Here is a 17,106-nt window from a genome sequence, read left to right as displayed (position 1 = left end):
ATGAAAAAACAACTCATTCCCTTCGTTGCTCTTTTAACTATTGCTGGTACTGCACAGGCAGACGAAGTTAACTTACAAGCATTGCAAGCCTGTACTTTTGTTGAAAATGATTTTAACCGCTTACTTTGTTACGACAACGTAATGGCAGGTAAATCACTTTCAAAACCGGCTACAAAAAAACAAATTGAGCAACCTGTAACTAGCTCAGCAGCTCCTGTTGCCGCGGCAGCCGCAACAAGTGAACAAGCTCTAAAAACAAAAAATGAAGACTTTGGTTTAGAGCACAAAGAAGTTGCAAAAAAAAATGATGACGAAATAACCGCAGTGGTTAAGAGCGTTAGAAAAGCGCCTTACGGGGAGCTGATTATAGAGCTAGAAAACGGTCAACAGTGGCGCCAAGTAGGCTCAGATAGAATGAAACTAGAGGTGAGCGACAAAGTCATAATTGAACGAGGCGTTTTCAATTCATTCTTGTTAAGAATCGAAGGGCAAAACCGTTCAATTCGTGTTAAGCGTACTGACTAATGAACTATTCGCTAGTTGATGCTGGCGTCAATTTAAGCAATCATCAATTTGATGATATTCATCAAGCTGTGTTACAACGTGCCGCAGAGGCAAATGTAACACAGATGCTTCTTATTGGCTGCGATCTGCAAAGTAGCCAAGCCTCTCTTAAACTCGCCAAACAGTTTAAGCAATTTTGCACAGCTGGGGTCCACCCTCATGATGCAAAAACTGCAGATGATCACCTTGAAGCACACTTAACAACTCTCAGCCAACACCCTGAAGTGGTTGCAATTGGCGAGTGTGGCCTCGATTACAATCGTGACTTTTCTCCTCGCGATGTTCAGCGCAGCGTTTTTAGACGCCAGTTACAGCTTGCTGAGCAACTAAATATGCCTGTGTATTTGCATGAGCGAGATGCCAGCGAAGATATGCTCGCAATCTTGAGTGATTACAAGGTACGAGGCGTACTACACTGCTTCACGGGTGACGAAAACGCACTCCAAAGTTACCTAGCAATGGGGCTTTATATCGGTGTTACGGGCTGGGTCTGCGATGAACGCCGTGGTGAACAACTACAAGCCTTAGTACCAACTATCCCTTTAAATCGCTTGTTAATTGAGACTGATGCGCCCTTTTTAATGCCGAGAAATATTAGGCCTAGACCTAAAACTCGCCGTAATGAGCCTCAGAACCTTCCTTATGTATGTCAGCAAATTGCTGATTTAAAAGGCTCAGAATTTACTGAAGTGGCAAAACAAACTACACTAAACTTTCAGCAATTATTTTCCATAAAGGGTTAAGATGAAGCGCCTATGGTCACTTTGTGGCGTAATCTTCGTTGTTTTATTTACTCCTTACTTGCAGGCTAACTCCATTGTTGTTAGTTCACAATTCAAATCTCAACATACGCTTAATGTTGAGTACACCCTTGATCCTATCACTCAACAGCAAGCCTTTAGCAGTAACAATGTAACTTGGCATTCAAGCCAAGGCGAAACCCTAAATCTAGGTATGACTCTAAAACCAATGTGGCTCAAGCTATCGATAAGAAACACCTCATTAGATGTTATTCCACTGATATTATCGATAGATAACCCTTTACTCGATGAAGTGAGCGTGTTTCATCTTCAAGGTAGCCAATTATTATTTAACACAAAGATTGGGGATGCAGTCCCATTATCTAATCGGCAAATCAAAAATGAGTCTCTGTTAGTCTCATTAACCATTCCAAAAGCCAGCCACTCCGTTGTTTATCTTAAAGTTAAAAACAATGGGGGTTTAAGAGTACCTCTAAGCCTTTGGAAACCCTCAGAATACCTAAAGCATAAAAGTAAATTTAATTTATTGTACGGTTTATTAGTCGGTTTTATATTATCACTCGCACTCACTAATTTAGTGCTTTATGGCTTTTCTAGACGCCGCTATTTCGCCTATACAGGATTATTACTTACCTTGCTGTGGCTTTCTTTGGCTTACCTTTATGGCTTTGGTTATCGTTATTTACAACCTAGTGGCTCATCGTTTCAACAACTGACAATCCCAACTCTATTTTTTATCTGTGGTGCGTTATTTGTACCATTGCAAGGCTATATATTCGGCTTTACCAAATCTCGCTTAAACCGTTTTCAGTATTGGCTAGCATGGGCAGTTGTGCTTGCCACTATAACAATGTGGTTTTTGCCTATTCATATTGCTATCACACTCTGCTTATTGAGTTTACCTGCGGTGCTTATCATTTTTGCAGGTATTGCTCTAAAACAGTTTAATCATGAATATAAGCAGCCGTGCATTGGCTTTTTTGTTGCTTTGTTCGCTTTCTTCTGTGCCATTGTTTACAGTGCACTTGGTGTATTTAATCCATTTGATTTAAATATCGGAATGCTTTCGCTCACCTTCGTTTGCTTTTTAGTTTGTAGCTTGAGCTTGAGTTATGCGGTAATAAAATTGTTTTTGATGCAACGCGACGCTGAAGTCGCAGCGCAACAAAATGCACTAGCAGAGAGTAAAGCACAAGATACCTTAATGCGTGAGCGCCTTGAACTGCAAGAGCAAGCACGCCAAGATCTTGAAGCTAATATTGAAGAGCGTACCTTTGAGTTACAAGTGACATTACGCGAACTTGAAGAGAAAAACCGAGAGCTTGAACAGCTCAATATGGAAGATGCCCTCACTAAAACCAAAAACCGCCGCTACTTTGATAAAAAACTATTGATGGATATTCGTCGCTCGCGACGTGAACAAACACCTTTAGCTATCATCATGTTAGATATTGACCACTTCAAAGCAATCAATGATACCTATGGTCATTTAACCGGTGATCAAACCATTCAAGCAGCTGCAGATGTCATCAAACAGCATCTTAAACGACCTCTCGATGAAGTGGCGCGCTATGGCGGCGAAGAATTTGTAGTGTTATTACCGAATACACCACTAGAAGGTGCATTAGAAATTGCCGAACAAATACGCAAAGCAGCCCAAAATACTGATATAATAGTTGCCGGAACAACGATTAAATTTACTTTGAGTGCAGGTGTTTACAGCGCAATTGCTGAAGACATTAATAACCCAAGTTTTTTCACTGACTATGCCGACAAAGCCTTATATCATGCCAAGCAAACAGGTCGAAATCGCGTAGTGAGTTATCCTCTACCAGACTAGGAGTATACAAAGCATGGCCCAATCAGGACTCGACCTTTTCCCTTATACACGTATGCGCCGCATGCGTCGTGATGACTTCTCTCGTCGCCTAATGGCTGAAAACCAACTAACTGTAAATGACCTTATTTTTCCCGTATTTGTGCTAGAAGGTAAGAACCGCCGCGAAGCCATTGAGTCAATGCCAGGTATAGATCGTCTTTCTATTGATTTGTTGCTTGAGGAAGCAAAAGAGCTTGTAGAGCTAGGTGTACCTGCCGTCGCTATTTTCCCGGTAACACCGAGCGATAAAAAATCCCTTCTTGCTGAAGAAGCCTATAACCCAGATGCATTAGCACAACGCACTGTACGCGCACTGAAAGAAGCTTTTCCTACATTAGGTGTGATCACAGATGTTGCACTTGACCCATTCACTGTTCATGGTCAAGACGGCATCATCGATGAAGACGGTTATGTGATTAACGATGTAACAACTGAAATCTTAGTTAAACAAGCGCTATCGCATGCCGAAGCGGGTGCTGATGTAGTTGCGCCATCAGACATGATGGATGGACGTATTGGTGCAATTCGTGAAGCTCTCGAAGCCGAAGGCCATATCCACACTCGTATCATGGCTTACTCAGCTAAATACGCTTCAAGCTACTATGGCCCATTCCGTGATGCGGTAGGTTCTGCAGGCAACTTAAAAGGTGCCGATAAAAAGACCTATCAAATGGACCCTGCCAACTCTGATGAAGCGATTCGTGAAGTAGCCCTTGATCTGCAAGAAGGTGCAGACATGGTAATGGTGAAACCAGGTATGCCATATTTAGATGTAGTACGCCGCGTAAAAGATGAGTTTGGTGTACCAACATTTGCATACCAAGTAAGCGGTGAATATGCTATGCATAAAGCAGCCATTGATAACGGTTGGCTTGCAGAAGATGCAATAATCATGGAGTCATTATTAGCATTTAAGCGCGCTGGCGCCGATGGCATCCTGACTTATTTTGCAAAACAAGCTGCAAAATGGTTAAAAAACAACTAACTTAAAAAAATGTTCTTAAAATAGGTCATTATTTCTATTTTATTAACATTTTGTATTTAATTTGTCATAGATTTTTCTTAAAGTACTGTGTCCCATATTGGGACTTTAATAATACATACACGGGAAAAATAATGATAAATACAAAATTAACGCCGCTCGCGCTTGTTATTGCAAGCCTGAGCGCGCCTGCTTCTGCCAACCTAATCATCTCTGAATATGTTGAAGGAAGCTCTAACAATAAAGCGGTAGAGCTATACAACACATCGAGTGCTGAACTATCGCTTGACGGTTACACCATCTCTTTATACTCAAATGGTAATGGCGATCTAGCAGACCCTAATAACAGCTTAGCTTTAACAGGTACTCTTGCAGCAAATGCAACCTACGTTATTGTAAATGCGGGCTCTGCTGATGAGTTAAAAGCCAATGCAGATACTGAATCAACAATCACTTACTTCAACGGTGATGACGCATTAGTGCTAACTAAAGATGGTGCAATTGTTGATAGCTTTGGTCAACTGGGCGTTGATCCAGGTTCAGCATGGGATGAAGGCGGCGTTTCAACACAAAATAAAACACTGCGCCGTAAAGCAACTGTTACTACAGGCCGTACTGATGCAACCTCTGCGTTCAACCCAAGCGATGAGTGGGAGCAATTCGACCAAGACGATTTCAGCAATATTGGTCAATATGGTGAGAGCACAGAGCCAACGCCTGAGCCAGAACCTGTCACTCCCCTTGAGTGTGGTGCAGCAAAAACCTTAATCAGCGCAATTCAAGGTGAAGGCGGCGACAGCCCGCTTATTAACACTGAAGTAGAAGTTGAAGGTGTTGTTACAGCTGACTTCCAAGGTGATGATCAACTAAAAGGTTTCTTCATTAGCTCACTTGCTGCTGATGTTGATACAAACCCACTAACTTCTGAAGGTGTATTTGTTTATTTCGCAGATACCGACGTTGCAGTTGGTGACCATGTGCGTGTTAAAGGTAGCGTTGCTGAATACTACAGCGCAACACAACTAGGCGATGTTAGCCAAGTTGAGATCTGTGCGACAGGTTTATCTACTGATGCAACCGCTATCACTTTACCAGTTACTGACGTGGCAGACCTTGAAGCTTACGAAGGTATGTTAGTAACCATCGCGCAACCTTTAGTCGTTAATAACAACTACGGCCTTGGTCGCTATGGTGAAGTTGACTTAGGTACTGAGCGTTTATACCAAGGAACTCAAGTAGCGCTTCCAGGCGATGCAGCAAATGCTGTTGAAGCTGAAAACCTGAAAAAACAAATCTTAATCGACGATGGTTCAACAAAGCAAAACCTTGATCCTATTGCTTACCCAGGTACGGGCCTTGATGCCTATAACACATTACGTTTAGGCGATACTGTTAATACGATTACCGGTGTAATGGGTTACAGCTTCGACCGTTATCGTATTCACCCAACAGTACAACCTGAGTTCACTGCAACTAACCCTCGTACAGATGCACCAGAGCTTAACGAAGATGCAGATCTACGTGTAGCAAGCTTTAACGTATTAAACTACTTTAATGGCGACGGCCAAGGTGCAGGCTTCCCAACTAGCCGTGGTGCAGATAGCGAAGAAGAGTTTACTCGCCAAGAAGCTAAATTAGTTAGCGCAATCACGGCTATAAATGCTGATGTGATTGGCTTAATGGAAATCGAAAATGACGGTTTCGGTGAAAATAGCGCCATTGCTAGCCTAGTATCTGCACTTAATGATGAAGATGCAGAAAATACCTACGCATTCGTTGATTTCGGCGTTGACCAAATTGGTACTGATGCAATCACGACAGCACTTATTTATCGCTCAAATAAAGTATCTGAAGTTGGTAAGGCTGCTCATACCACAGTAGAACCTTTCGATTACAGCAATCGCCCGCCAATTGCACAAAGCTTCCAGTCTCTTGAAAGCAAAGAAATCTTCACTGTTGCCGTTGCCCACCTAAAATCTAAAGGCGGCTGTGGTAGCGCTGAAGGTAATAATGCTGACTTAGGCGATGGTCAATCATGTTGGAATGAAATCCGTGTTGCGGGTGCAAATGCATATGCTGATTGGTTAGCCACTTACCCAACAGAAGTTGAAGATGAAGATATCATCCTAGTGGGTGATATGAACGCATACGCGATGGAAGATCCTATCCGTGCATTTGCAGATAAAGGTCTGAAGAGTGCGGTTGCTGAACTAGACGGCGACACATTAGGTTATTCTTATAGCTTCTCTGGCCGCATTGGTAGCCTTGACCACGCACTAGTCTCTGAATCTATGCTTGCTAAAGTTGTTGCTGCTACGGATTGGCATATCAATGCCGATGAGCCAATCAGCCTAGACTACAACCTTGAGTATAAATCATCGACACAACAAGCTAGCCTTTACGCTGACGATGCATACCGTGCATCTGATCACGACCCAGTGATTGTTGATATCCAATCTGCAGAGCCTGTTCCAGAACAACAAGCGCCAGTAATCGAAGTTCAGCAATCATTCGAAATCGTTGAAAACAGTGAGGTAGGCGCTGTGATTGGTCAACTTGTTTTCTCTGATGGTGACGCTGATTATACACCTGTCGTTAGCTTTAGCATTGAAGGTGAGCATGCTGACGCGATTGCAATCAGTGCTACAGGTGAAATCACAGTAGCCAAAGAGCTCGATTTTGAAGAAGAAGACAAGCTTACATTAATGATCCGTGCAGAAGATAGCGCAGGCAACTTATCAGAAGCACAATTACTCTACATCAACATTACCAATGATGTGGCAGATGATGTAACCGAAGAAGTTGAAGAAGATGAAACTGAAGAAGAGTCAAAAGATGATGATTCTGGTTCATTTGCTTGGTTAAGTCTACTTGCTTTACCATTTGCACTTCGTCGTCGCATGAAAAAATAAGCGACACCGCATTAAGTAAAAAGGCCGCTTATCGCGGCCTTTTTTATACTTCACACTCTAAAACTGATTCAACTCTAGAGTTGGTTTTTGCCTTATAGAGTCTTTCAATCTCAATTTTTTGCTCATCGCTAACTTGCCAATTAAAGAATTGGCAGCTTTTTCCATTTACTAAATCTACTTTAAAAATAGTTAGAAATGCGAGCTGAGAGAACTCAACTGCAGCAATATCTTCAGTGTTAATATAACGCTTTTTAATTCCACGCGAATAACAAATTCCCGCTTTATAACAGTGTAAAAAGCGCAGTTGTAAGAAATTTAAAATAGTTATAAAGAGCAAAATAGGTAAAAGAAACAAAAGTAGCGATGTTCCAAGAAAAGTAACGCTTAATAAAACAAGAATAGCAAACGCTATCTTGGTTCCCTGTAGAGTCCAATTAGGACTTAACTTTATCGTTTTCATGAGGCTGAATCTTAAAATTTTAATGATAATAAGCTGACGTTTWATACAAAATGATTAAAGAATCATTCGATTGCTATTTTACAGAGTCTAAAAAAGGGACACAAGGTACAAAAAAATACTTTTGTACTAGAAAAAAGAAACCAGACCGCAACTCATTATAAAACCGCTACTTTTTACCTATCATAGATTTAAATTAAAATATTATAATTTATACCACTCATACCAATCCGCTTAATTAAGTTGTCTATTTTGAGGCAATAAAACCTCAAAATGATTAAGTATTATTGCGGGTTGGTATCACACAAATTCGTTTAATAAGCGGTCTATTTTAGGCAATAAAAAACCCGCAACAAGTGCGGGTTTTTTTAAAAGAAGTTAAAAGGCTAATTACTTAGCAGCTTTTTTCTCTTTTTCTGCAGCGATTACTGTTTCAGCAACGTTTGCAGGACATGGTGCGTAGTGTGAGAACTCCATAGAGAACTGACCACGACCAGAAGTGATAGTACGTAAGTGGCCGATGTAACCGAACATTTCAGAAAGTGGTACATCACCCTTGATGCGAACGCCCATTGCGCCAGCTTCTTGGTCTTTAATCATACCACGACGACGGTTAAGGTCACCGATTACGTCACCTACGTTGTCTTCCGGAGTGAATACGTCAACTTTCATAATTGGCTCAAGAAGTTGTGCACCCGCTTTAGGGATAGACTGACGGAAAGCGCCTTTAGCAGCGATTTCGAACGCGATTGCTGATGAGTCAACTGCGTGGAAAGCACCGTCGAAAAGTTCAACTTCAACGTCTAATACTGGGAAGCCAGCTAGAACACCTTCTTGCATCATTGATGCGAAGCCTTTCTCAACTGCAGGCCAGAATTCTTTAGGTACGTTACCACCAACAACTGATGAAGAGAACGTGAAGCCTGAGTTTTGCTCGCCTGGCTTGATGCGGTAATCGATCTTACCGAATTGACCAGAACCACCAGATTGTTTCTTATGCGTGTAGCTATCTTCGATTTCTTTCGTGATAGTTTCACGGTAAGCAACCTGAGGTTGACCAACAACTAGGTCTACGCCGTAAGTACGCTTAAGGATATCTACTTTGATATCTAAGTGAAGCTCACCCATACCTTTAAGGATGGTTTCGCCTGAATCTTCGTCAGTTTCAACTTGGAATGAAGGATCTTCTGCAACCATCTTACCGATCGCGATACCCATCTTCTCGTTACCGCCTTTGTCTTTAGGAGCAACAGCGATTGAGATAACTGGATCAGGGAAGATCATCGCTTCAAGTGTACATTCGTGCTTAGGATCACAAAGAGTGTGACCAGTTTGAACGTTCTTCATACCAACAACAGCGATGATGTCACCCGCTTGTGCTTCAGTAAGTTCGTTACGCTCGTCAGCTTGCATCTCAACCATACGGCCGATACGCTCTGTTTTACCAGTTGCTGAGTTAAGGATTGTGTCACCTTTCTTCATGCGACCAGCGTAGATACGGATGAACGTAAGTGCACCGAAACGGTCGTCCATGATTTTGAACGCTAACGCTTTAAGTGGCTCATCTGCAGAAACAGTTGCTACTTCACCAGTAGGCTCACCTGTTTCAGGATCAGTTAGAGGTTGTGGGTCAACTTCTGTAGGCGAAGGTAGGTAATCTACAACCGCGTCTAATACTAACTGCATACCTTTGTTTTTGAATGCAGAACCACAGTATGTTGGGAAGAACGCAAGATCACGAGTACCTTTACGGATACAACGTTTGATGTCTTCTAGAGAAGGCTCTTCACCTTCCATGTAAGCCATCATTAGGTCTTCGTCTTGCTCAACAGCAGACTCAACAAGCATCTCATGGTATTCATCAACTTTGTCTACCATGTCAGCTGGAACGTCTTGTACTTCGTAGTTTTCAGGAAGACCAGTGTCATCCCAAACGTATGCTTTTTTCTCAAGTACGTCTACAACACCAATGAATTGGTCTTCGATACCGATTGGTAAAGTCATAACTAGTGGGTTAGCACCTAGTACTTTCTCAACTTGACCTACAACGCGGTAGAAATCAGCACCCATACGGTCTAATTTGTTTACGAAGATTACACGTGCAACTTCTGATTCGTTCGCATAACGCCAGTTAGTTTCTGACTGCGGCTCAACACCACCAGAACCACAGAATACACCGATACCACCGTCTAGTACTTTAAGTGAACGGTATACTTCTACTGTGAAGTCAACGTGTCCCGGAGTATCGATAACGTTTAAGCGGTGGCCTTTCCACTCACAAGTTACAGCTGCTGATTGGATTGTAATACCGCGCTCAGCTTCTTGTTCCATGAAGTCAGTAGTAGACTCACCGTCGTGTACCTCACCAGTCTTATGAATTTTACCCGTAAGCTTAAGGATACGCTCAGTGGTGGTAGTTTTACCCGCGTCAACGTGGGCGAAAATACCAATATTTCTGTACTTCGATAAATCTGCCATTATTTTACTCTTAATAAAGTCGAAAAATTATTCGGCGGGAGTATAGCATTACTTAAAGCGAACATCACCATCGAAGTCGCTTAAAATGCAATCAATTTTATAAAATTTTTCTATGCTCAGGATAAGCGGCACTTTTTAACGTGCCGAACAGTGAGTTTATGCTACTAAAATCGCTAATTTAGCGCTGATTTGGCTATTAAATGATGTGATTAGCTACTTGTCATTTTATAGCAACGCTCGGGTCGCCCGATACTTCCGTAGCTCTGATCAGCACTGACTTGCTCAGCTTCAAGCAAGTATTCGAGGTAACGACGGGCTGTTGAGCGGCTTACGCCCACTAAATCACCCATTTGTTGAGCAGTAAAAGCCGTGCCAATATTCGCTTTAAACGCTTTTAAGATCTTTTGCAAAGTAAGCTGATCCACCCCTTTTGGCAGCCTGACCGGGGCTTTTAACTGTTCTTGCGATCCAAATAAAGTATCGACCATAGATTGGGTTACTTCATCGGCATCTGACAAACATTGTTGCCTTGCTTCGAATCGCGCCAGCGCTTGATCTAAACGATTTAGCATTAATGGTTTTACTAAGAAATCACAGGCGCCAAGTTGCATGGCTTTTTCCAGTGTTTCTACTTCTTTTGCTGCGGTTAATAGCATTACTTCGCTTTTCATTTCTTCGCGGCGTAATTCATTAAGTAAATCAAGACCGTTGCCATCGGGTAAATGAATATCGAGCAAAATTAAATCGGCATTAATCGCCGATAATAACGCTTTCGCGGTGGCAAGATTGCCTGCAATACCAACAACCTGATATTGCCCCTGACGTAGAGTTTGCCGTGCCCCTTGTTGGCCAGCAACGCCATGAGGAAGTAATAAGTATTGCGCCAATAATTGGGCTACTTCAACTTCGTCTTCAACAATGACAACTGAGTAAGTCATGTTCTTTACCTTTTATTTATAGGCTGATCATTTTTTATTATTTTGGAATGTAGACACTTAAACGTGCCCCCATCAGATCAGACTCACCTATTTCTAAACTACCACGACACGAATCTAAGTTGGTTTTAACTAAATAAAGGCCGATACCATGCTCAGCCCCTGACTTAGAACTGTATTGTGGTGTAAATATCACATCCTTGTCATCGCCTAAACCAAAACCGCTGTCTTCAACATCAAACAATAGTGTTTTACTGGTTTCATCAACCGTAACACGAACCTTAGGGGTACGTGTATCGCTAGCTCGAATAGCAGCTTCAATTGCGTTATCAATCAAATTGCCAAGTATCGAGACAACCCGTTCAAGCATATCTTTACGGGTGATCGATCCTAATAAGCTATCTGGATTAAGCTCAAGTATCACGTTTAATTCACGGGCTTTGTGGTATTTACCAACCAATAAACCTGCTAGTACCGGATCTTGGATCCTTTCGAGTAAATGATGGATCTGCGCTTGCGAGCCTTTACTTTCTTGACCAATTAGCTCGATCGCCTGATCCGTTTGCCCCATCTGAATTAACGCACCAATTAAGTTTAGCTTGTTCGAGTAATCATGCGTTTGCACTCGTAATAACTCAGCAAAGGCTTGCACTTTAGTTAATTGCTGCGATAAATATTCGAGTTCATCCGCAGGGCGCATACTCAGCAAAATACCATCAGCCTGACCTTGCACTTGCAATGCATATCGCGACAACACAATGCGTTTATCGGCGGCAAATAATTCAAAACCTACAATCGGACGCTGTTGGTTATGCATCAAAAACTCGCTATGTTCAGGAAGCAAATCTGCAAGCTTAAGTGGCTGATGAATACAGCTAGTCGGTTTACCGAGGATTTCGCAAGCACGCTGGTTTAAGTTACGCACGTTACCCTCAGGATCGAGAGCGATAATGCCGCTACGAACAGTGTTCAAAATAGCATCTTGCTCAGAGAACAATCGTGCTATTTCATCAGGCTGTAAACCAAAAATAGCATTACGAACCCGTTGACCAATATACACCGCAGCCAAAATACTTAAACCGACTAATAATAAGCCCCAAAGCATAATTTCAGCACTGCGAGCACGAATAAGCGGTTCAATTGACTGCACTAAAAAGCCAACCGAAACCAAGCCGATAACTTCGCCCTGCTCTGAAAGCACGGGGACTTTGCCACGAATAGACTCGCCCAAACTCCCTTTTGCAATCGACACATACCGCTCACCACGTAGCGCCGCTTTACTATCACCACCCACCATCGGCTTACCGAGCTTATCAGAGTCGGGGTGAACAATGCGGCGAGTATTTCTATCACCAATCACGATAAAGCTGGCAGCGGTGAGTTCACGAATATGCTCTATTTGCGTATTTAACTCATCAAGCCCTTGCTTGGTTTGCAATGCGCTTTGCACATCATCCCGTGAGGCAATACTGGTTGCGAGCGCAAGCGCTTTATCACCCATGTGGTTATGTAAGCTTTCTGCAGTGATCTGATACACCAAAGCGCCAAACAACACAGCTTGCAAAACACATAGACCGGTAACCCAAATAATGAGTCGCGTTTCTAAGCGCTTAGGTTTTTTAACCATATGCTGAAATGGGTTTAGCTTATTGGTGTATCTCATATCAGTGCCTTGTTCTACGCATGTTGCTCTGCTTGCGTAGCTGCTTTTTCTTTACGACGTTGGACAATATAGTCTTTCAGTGGGAACAACAACACTAAGATCGAAATCACAAAAATACTCAGTGTTAATGGGCGGTCCCATAAAAAGCTCAGCGAGCCATCTGAAATCATCATGGCACGGCGGAAGTTTCGCTCAATCATATCACCGAGGATAAAGCCAAGTAATAAAGGTGCCATCGGGAAAGCTAACAATCGAAGCACCAAGGCCACCAGCGCAAAGCCCACCATCATAAATAAATCAAAGGTGTTAAATGACACTAAATACACACCAATTAAGCTGAAGAATAAAATCATCACGGTCAGCACAGATTTAGGCATTGCCAACACTTTAGCGAAATATGGGATCAACGGCAGATTCAAAATCAGCAGTACAATGTTGCCAAAGTACATACTGACAATGACAGCCCAAAACACGCTTGGGTTTTCTTGCATTAACATAGGGCCCGGCTGAATACCGTAAGCAATTAATGCCCCTAACATGATCGCTGTTGTACCAGAGCCTGGAATACCTAAAGTCAGTAATGGTACAAATGAGCCAGTACAAGCTGCATTATTAGCCGACTCGGGTGCCGCTAAGCCACGCATCGAACCCTTACCAAATTTATCTTTCAGCGCTTTTGGAGCAAGGTTACGCTCAGTAGCGTAGGCCATAAAGCTGGCAATGGTTGCCCCTGCGCCCGGTAAAACACCGACAATAAAACCAAGTAAAGATGAGCGGCCAACCACAGGAGCCATGTCTTTTACTTCTTCTTTAGTCAGTTTTGTTGAACCAATTTTTGGCGTATCAGGATCATCAATTTTTTTATCTGGCTCAGCTTCTGGGCGCGCCACATTAATCAGTGCCTCAGCCAACGCAAACGTTGCCATTGCTACTAATAAAAAGCTAATACCATCTAATAAATCAGCTTGGCCAAAAGTAAAGCGCTCGGTACCTGAAGAGGGATCAATACCTACAGTTGCCAGCATTAAGCCAAATACCGTCATCATCATAGCTTTTAAAAATTGCCCTTTATTAGAGAACGCGGCGATAGCCGTTAAGCCTAAAAACATCAGTACAACATAATCAGGCGACTGAAAACTTAATGACACTTTCGCTAATAATGGCGCAGCCACCATCAATAAAATGGCGCCAATCGTCCCACCTATAAAGGATGAATAAGCTGCAATCGCAAGGGCTTTACCAGCCTTACCTTGTTTTGCTAGTGGGTAACCATCAAACGATGACGCTACTGTCCCCGCTACACCCGGCGCATTAATCAAAATAGAAGAAGTAGAGCCACCGAATATAGCCCCGTAGTAAACACCGGCCATTAAAATCATGCCCGAATCAGCACCGATGCTGTAAGTGATCGGGATCATCAACGCAATTGCAGTAATTGGACCAAGACCAGGTAGCATACCAATGAACGTGCCAACAAAGCAGCCTACAATCACATATAACAAGTTGTTCCAGTCGAGTACGGTCGACAAACCTAACATAATTCCATCAAGCATAACTTAACTCCACAGGTTGCCAGGTACTAAGTAAATGCCCAGTACTTGTGTCATTAAAAACCAAAAAACCACGGCCACAGGCACAGAAGCAAACAACAACACTGCCTTACGGCGTTCGCCCATGATAAAAAAGCCCGTAATTAAAAAGGCACTGGTGGCAATTAAAAAGCCGAACGGTTCAAGCATGGCGCTATAAGCAACCATTAAAACCAACAGTGCAAAGGTACGTAGTAAGTTGCCCTTACTGAGTAGATCTGCTTTTTCTGCAGGCGCTTGCTTTAATAAGTTGGCACCAATCGATAGTACACACACCACGATACCGAATACTGCATACACTTTTGGTAAGGTAGCAGAAGTAACGCTTTCGTACTCTTCAAATGGCATAAGTGGAATTTGCCAAGCCACAAGGGCGTAGAGAGTAAAGAGGACCAAGAATAAACTTGGTCCAATTAGTTCACGGTTTAACATCGTCTAACCTTAGCCTCGGATAAAACCAAGTTCTTTCATTACAACGCGTAATTGCGCTTCTTGCTGTTCAAGCGATTTAATAAACGCTTCTTTTTCTTGAAATAGATTTAGCCAACCATTACGAGCACGAACCGCTTCCCACTCAGGAGTTTGTTGCAACTTACGTAGCTTTTCTGTGTACTCGGCTAGTTTGTCTGCTGGTAAATCTGGGGTTGCAAAAAAGCCGCGCCAGTTTACGAACTCCATGTCGTAACCTAGCGACTTTAAGGTTGGAATTGCTGGGTAATCTGGCAATTTATCTGCAGAAGTCACCGCTAAAATACGTGCCTGACCGCCATTCGCGACTTCGAGTGCTTCACTTAAGCCTGTTGAAAGTAAGTTGACCTCACCCGACAGTAAACCTGCTTTCGCTTTACCACCGGCATCGTAAGGAATGTAACGTAAACGACGACCATCAAGACCCGCCGCTTTCACCGCTTGTGCAGCCACTAAGTGATCCATGCTGCCGCGCGCAGAGCCACCTGCTACTTTTACAGAGCCTGGGTCTTTTTTCATGGCATCAATAACGTCTTGCCATGTTTTAAATGGTGAGTCATTACGCACCACAAATGCACCATAATCAGCAATCATGCTGGCAACTGGTGTTAAATCGCGATAGCTGTAAGGAATTTTGCCTGATAATGCGCGCAGTACGATAGGCGTTGAGTTAACCATCAACATATCGCCTTTTTTAGTGCCCGACTCAATCAAGTAAGCAATTGCACGGCCACCGCCGCCGCCCGACATATTCTGAAACGATGCATTATCTTCAATGCCCGCTTTTACCATTGCTTCACCAACACCACGTGCTGTGGTATCCCAACCGCCGCCAGGGCCACCCGGTACCAAAAAGTGTAAGTTTGCTAATGCCAGTGGGCTGGCTACTAATAATGAAGCTGCTAAAACAGATCTTTTTAATGATTTAAACATAGTCATAATGCACGACTCCTAAAATAAGTACTGCATACGAGCACTGATGCCCATACCTGAATCTTCATCACCTACCAGCGTAGAAGCACCGGCACCATCAACATCGCTGTAAATCAGGTTGCCCATAAATTTGATATCGCTGCTTAGATAATAAGATGTGCCTAATGTGTAAGTGGTTACGTCGGTACCTTGCTGTTTGCTGCTAGCGTTCATTTGTGACACACGGGCAACAAGTTCCCATGCATCTTTAATTCCTTTTGGTTGTACAAATAATGCTGAGCCTGCTTTGTAACGGCGCTGCTCACCACCTAAGAAGTAACTTGCCGAAACATGGAAGCCATCAAAACGTTCACCATCAAGTTCGTTGCTACTATCGACCGTATCAAGGTAACGGCTGGCATATTCAGCCTCTAGAGTGAATGCATTCGCTTGGTAGGCAAATTCAAGACCGCTTTGCGACATGCTATTTAGCGCTGCGGTTTCACCACCGACTGCGTAATCCACTAAGCGAACATTGGTTTCACGCACTTCACCACGGGCAAAACGAGCGCTTAAATCATTGTCGCCCATGTCACGATAAGAGTGCCAAGCACCTAAATGAATCACATCACCCGGCGCTGCACTAGACCACGTTAAGCGACCTGTTACAGCCAATGTCAGTTTGTCATCTTCGTCATGGCCTGAGGCACCAAACGCATCGTTTTTGTAAACACCCACGGCGTAACGCAAGCCTGAATCTTTAAAGTATTGATAAGCCGAGATACCCCAGCGGAAGAAAGGCGAGAAGGTGTTAGCAAGGGTGCTACGCTCAATGGTATTAATGTGTTTAGAACTGGTTAGCGCATTGAGCGACATGTCTTCACGGATTTTACCGGCTTTTACTTTTAAGCCGTTGTCGAATGCATAACGTACCCGCGCTAACACGATTTCAGCCGTGCCTTCAGAAAATTCGAGTAGTAATTTGTGATCCCAGTTACCATGTTCACTTTCAACATAAGTACGGATACGACGTGGGAAGAAGTCGCTGCCTCCAGCGCCATCATTGTCGGCATTGTAAGCACCGTCGAAATAGTTGTAATCAAGTTGCACGCGACCACCAAATTCTAGGTTGAAGCCGCTAGATGTTTTTAATGAATCCACTTCTTTTTGAAGTGCATCGAGTTGTTGCTGTAGTTGTTCAGTGTCGCTTTGTGCGAATGCTGATGTACTTGCTAACGCCGCTGCAACGGCTAAAGCGAGCTGTGTGTTACTTGCTTTCATGAATTACTCCACACCAGATTATAATTATTTGTTGTCGTTGATCGGCCTACTGCAATCGGCGATCTGGTTTGGAGCATAGTGTTAACGATAGATTAACGAAATGTTTAGGGGGTAAGTTGCATTGATGGTGATAAATGGCTTTTTGCTCATAAAATTCATGAACAAAAAGCACATTATTGGGTTTAGTATAAAATCTAGGCAAATTAGCTGCTTAAAAGTCGCAAA

Annotated in this window: 13 protein-coding genes; 5 read left to right on the top strand and 8 right to left on the bottom strand. The window is 43.0% G+C overall.

Features of this window, described 5'->3' with window-relative positions; translation table 11 throughout:
* The 5 genes from AOG27_RS07195 (at position 1) to AOG27_RS07175 (ending at position 7,098) form a co-directional block, all read left to right on the top strand.
* The gene (locus AOG27_RS07195; protein WP_054552340.1) at positions 1–525 is read left to right on the top strand and encodes a hypothetical protein; all 525 of its coding nucleotides are present in this window, start codon (positions 1–3) and stop codon (positions 523–525) included.
* Positions 525–1,307, top strand: coding sequence for a TatD family hydrolase (locus AOG27_RS07190; RefSeq protein ID WP_054552339.1), 783 nt, complete (start codon positions 525–527; stop codon positions 1,305–1,307). The genes AOG27_RS07195 and AOG27_RS07190 overlap by 1 nt, the downstream gene beginning before the upstream one ends.
* Before the next feature lies 1 nt (position 1,308).
* Complete coding sequence (locus AOG27_RS07185; protein WP_054552338.1) at positions 1,309–3,165, top strand: sensor domain-containing diguanylate cyclase; 1,857 nt, start codon at positions 1,309–1,311, stop codon at positions 3,163–3,165.
* 13 nt (positions 3,166–3,178) lie between these two features.
* Complete coding sequence (gene hemB / locus AOG27_RS07180; RefSeq protein ID WP_054552337.1) at positions 3,179–4,189, top strand: porphobilinogen synthase; 1,011 nt, start codon at positions 3,179–3,181, stop codon at positions 4,187–4,189.
* A gap of 131 nt (positions 4,190–4,320) precedes the next feature.
* The gene (locus AOG27_RS07175; protein ID WP_054552336.1) at positions 4,321–7,098 is read left to right on the top strand and encodes an ExeM/NucH family extracellular endonuclease; all 2,778 of its coding nucleotides are present in this window, start codon (positions 4,321–4,323) and stop codon (positions 7,096–7,098) included.
* Between the two features lie 43 nt (positions 7,099–7,141).
* Here the strand turns inward: AOG27_RS07175 and AOG27_RS07170 are convergent, their stop codons facing one another.
* The 8 genes from AOG27_RS07170 to AOG27_RS07135 all read right to left on the bottom strand — a co-directional run bounded on the left by AOG27_RS07170 (position 7,142) and on the right by AOG27_RS07135 (position 16,881).
* Positions 7,142–7,558 (bottom strand): hypothetical protein, encoded by a 417-nt coding sequence (locus AOG27_RS07170; protein ID WP_054552335.1) that lies wholly within the window; start codon positions 7,556–7,558, stop codon positions 7,142–7,144.
* Positions 7,559–7,945: 387 nt separating this feature from the next.
* Positions 7,946–10,033, bottom strand: a complete 2,088-nt coding sequence (gene fusA / locus AOG27_RS07165) for an elongation factor G (protein ID WP_054552334.1) — start codon at positions 10,031–10,033, stop codon at positions 7,946–7,948.
* Positions 10,034–10,242: 209 nt separating this feature from the next.
* Complete coding sequence (locus tag AOG27_RS07160) at positions 10,243–10,971, bottom strand: response regulator (RefSeq protein ID WP_054552333.1); 729 nt, start codon at positions 10,969–10,971, stop codon at positions 10,243–10,245.
* 37 nt (positions 10,972–11,008) lie between these two features.
* Complete coding sequence (locus AOG27_RS07155; protein WP_054552332.1) at positions 11,009–12,631, bottom strand: ATP-binding protein; 1,623 nt, start codon at positions 12,629–12,631, stop codon at positions 11,009–11,011.
* A gap of 14 nt (positions 12,632–12,645) precedes the next feature.
* Positions 12,646–14,184, bottom strand: coding sequence for a tripartite tricarboxylate transporter permease (locus AOG27_RS07150; RefSeq protein ID WP_054552331.1), 1,539 nt, complete (start codon positions 14,182–14,184; stop codon positions 12,646–12,648).
* 3 nt (positions 14,185–14,187) lie between these two features.
* Positions 14,188–14,652, bottom strand: coding sequence for a tripartite tricarboxylate transporter TctB family protein (locus tag AOG27_RS07145; RefSeq protein WP_054552330.1), 465 nt, complete (start codon positions 14,650–14,652; stop codon positions 14,188–14,190).
* 9 nt (positions 14,653–14,661) lie between these two features.
* Positions 14,662–15,627, bottom strand: coding sequence for a Bug family tripartite tricarboxylate transporter substrate binding protein (locus tag AOG27_RS07140; RefSeq protein WP_370316435.1), 966 nt, complete (start codon positions 15,625–15,627; stop codon positions 14,662–14,664).
* Positions 15,628–15,639: 12 nt separating this feature from the next.
* A complete protein-coding gene (locus tag AOG27_RS07135; RefSeq protein WP_054552329.1) occupies positions 15,640–16,881 on the bottom strand; it encodes an OprO/OprP family phosphate-selective porin in 1,242 nt (413 codons plus the stop codon).
* Positions 16,882–17,106 lie beyond the last annotated feature (225 nt).

The organism is Pseudoalteromonas lipolytica (genome assembly GCF_001306915.1).
GTDB classification, from domain to species: domain Bacteria; phylum Pseudomonadota; class Gammaproteobacteria; order Enterobacterales; family Alteromonadaceae; genus Pseudoalteromonas; species Pseudoalteromonas simplex.
Note: the sequence above shows the minus strand (reverse complement) of the source record. Positions and strands in the feature narration are given on the sequence as shown.

Coding starts and splice junctions, on each gene's coding strand:
- AOG27_RS07195 (WP_054552340.1), top strand. CDS start 1: ATGAAAAAACAACTCATTCCCTTCGTTGCTCTTTTAACTATTGCTGGT.
- AOG27_RS07190 (WP_054552339.1), top strand. CDS start 525: ATGAACTATTCGCTAGTTGATGCTGGCGTCAATTTAAGCAATCATCAA.
- AOG27_RS07185 (WP_054552338.1), top strand. CDS start 1,309: ATGAAGCGCCTATGGTCACTTTGTGGCGTAATCTTCGTTGTTTTATTT.
- hemB (WP_054552337.1), top strand. CDS start 3,179: ATGGCCCAATCAGGACTCGACCTTTTCCCTTATACACGTATGCGCCGC.
- AOG27_RS07175 (WP_054552336.1), top strand. CDS start 4,321: ATGATAAATACAAAATTAACGCCGCTCGCGCTTGTTATTGCAAGCCTG.
- AOG27_RS07170 (WP_054552335.1), bottom strand. CDS start 7,558: ATGAAAACGATAAAGTTAAGTCCTAATTGGACTCTACAGGGAACCAAG.
- fusA (WP_054552334.1), bottom strand. CDS start 10,033: ATGGCAGATTTATCGAAGTACAGAAATATTGGTATTTTCGCCCACGTT.
- AOG27_RS07160 (WP_054552333.1), bottom strand. CDS start 10,971: ATGACTTACTCAGTTGTCATTGTTGAAGACGAAGTTGAAGTAGCCCAA.
- AOG27_RS07155 (WP_054552332.1), bottom strand. CDS start 12,631: ATGAGATACACCAATAAGCTAAACCCATTTCAGCATATGGTTAAAAAA.
- AOG27_RS07150 (WP_054552331.1), bottom strand. CDS start 14,184: ATGCTTGATGGAATTATGTTAGGTTTGTCGACCGTACTCGACTGGAAC.
- AOG27_RS07145 (WP_054552330.1), bottom strand. CDS start 14,652: ATGTTAAACCGTGAACTAATTGGACCAAGTTTATTCTTGGTCCTCTTT.
- AOG27_RS07140 (WP_370316435.1), bottom strand. CDS start 15,627: ATGACTATGTTTAAATCATTAAAAAGATCTGTTTTAGCAGCTTCATTA.
- AOG27_RS07135 (WP_054552329.1), bottom strand. CDS start 16,881: ATGAAAGCAAGTAACACACAGCTCGCTTTAGCCGTTGCAGCGGCGTTA.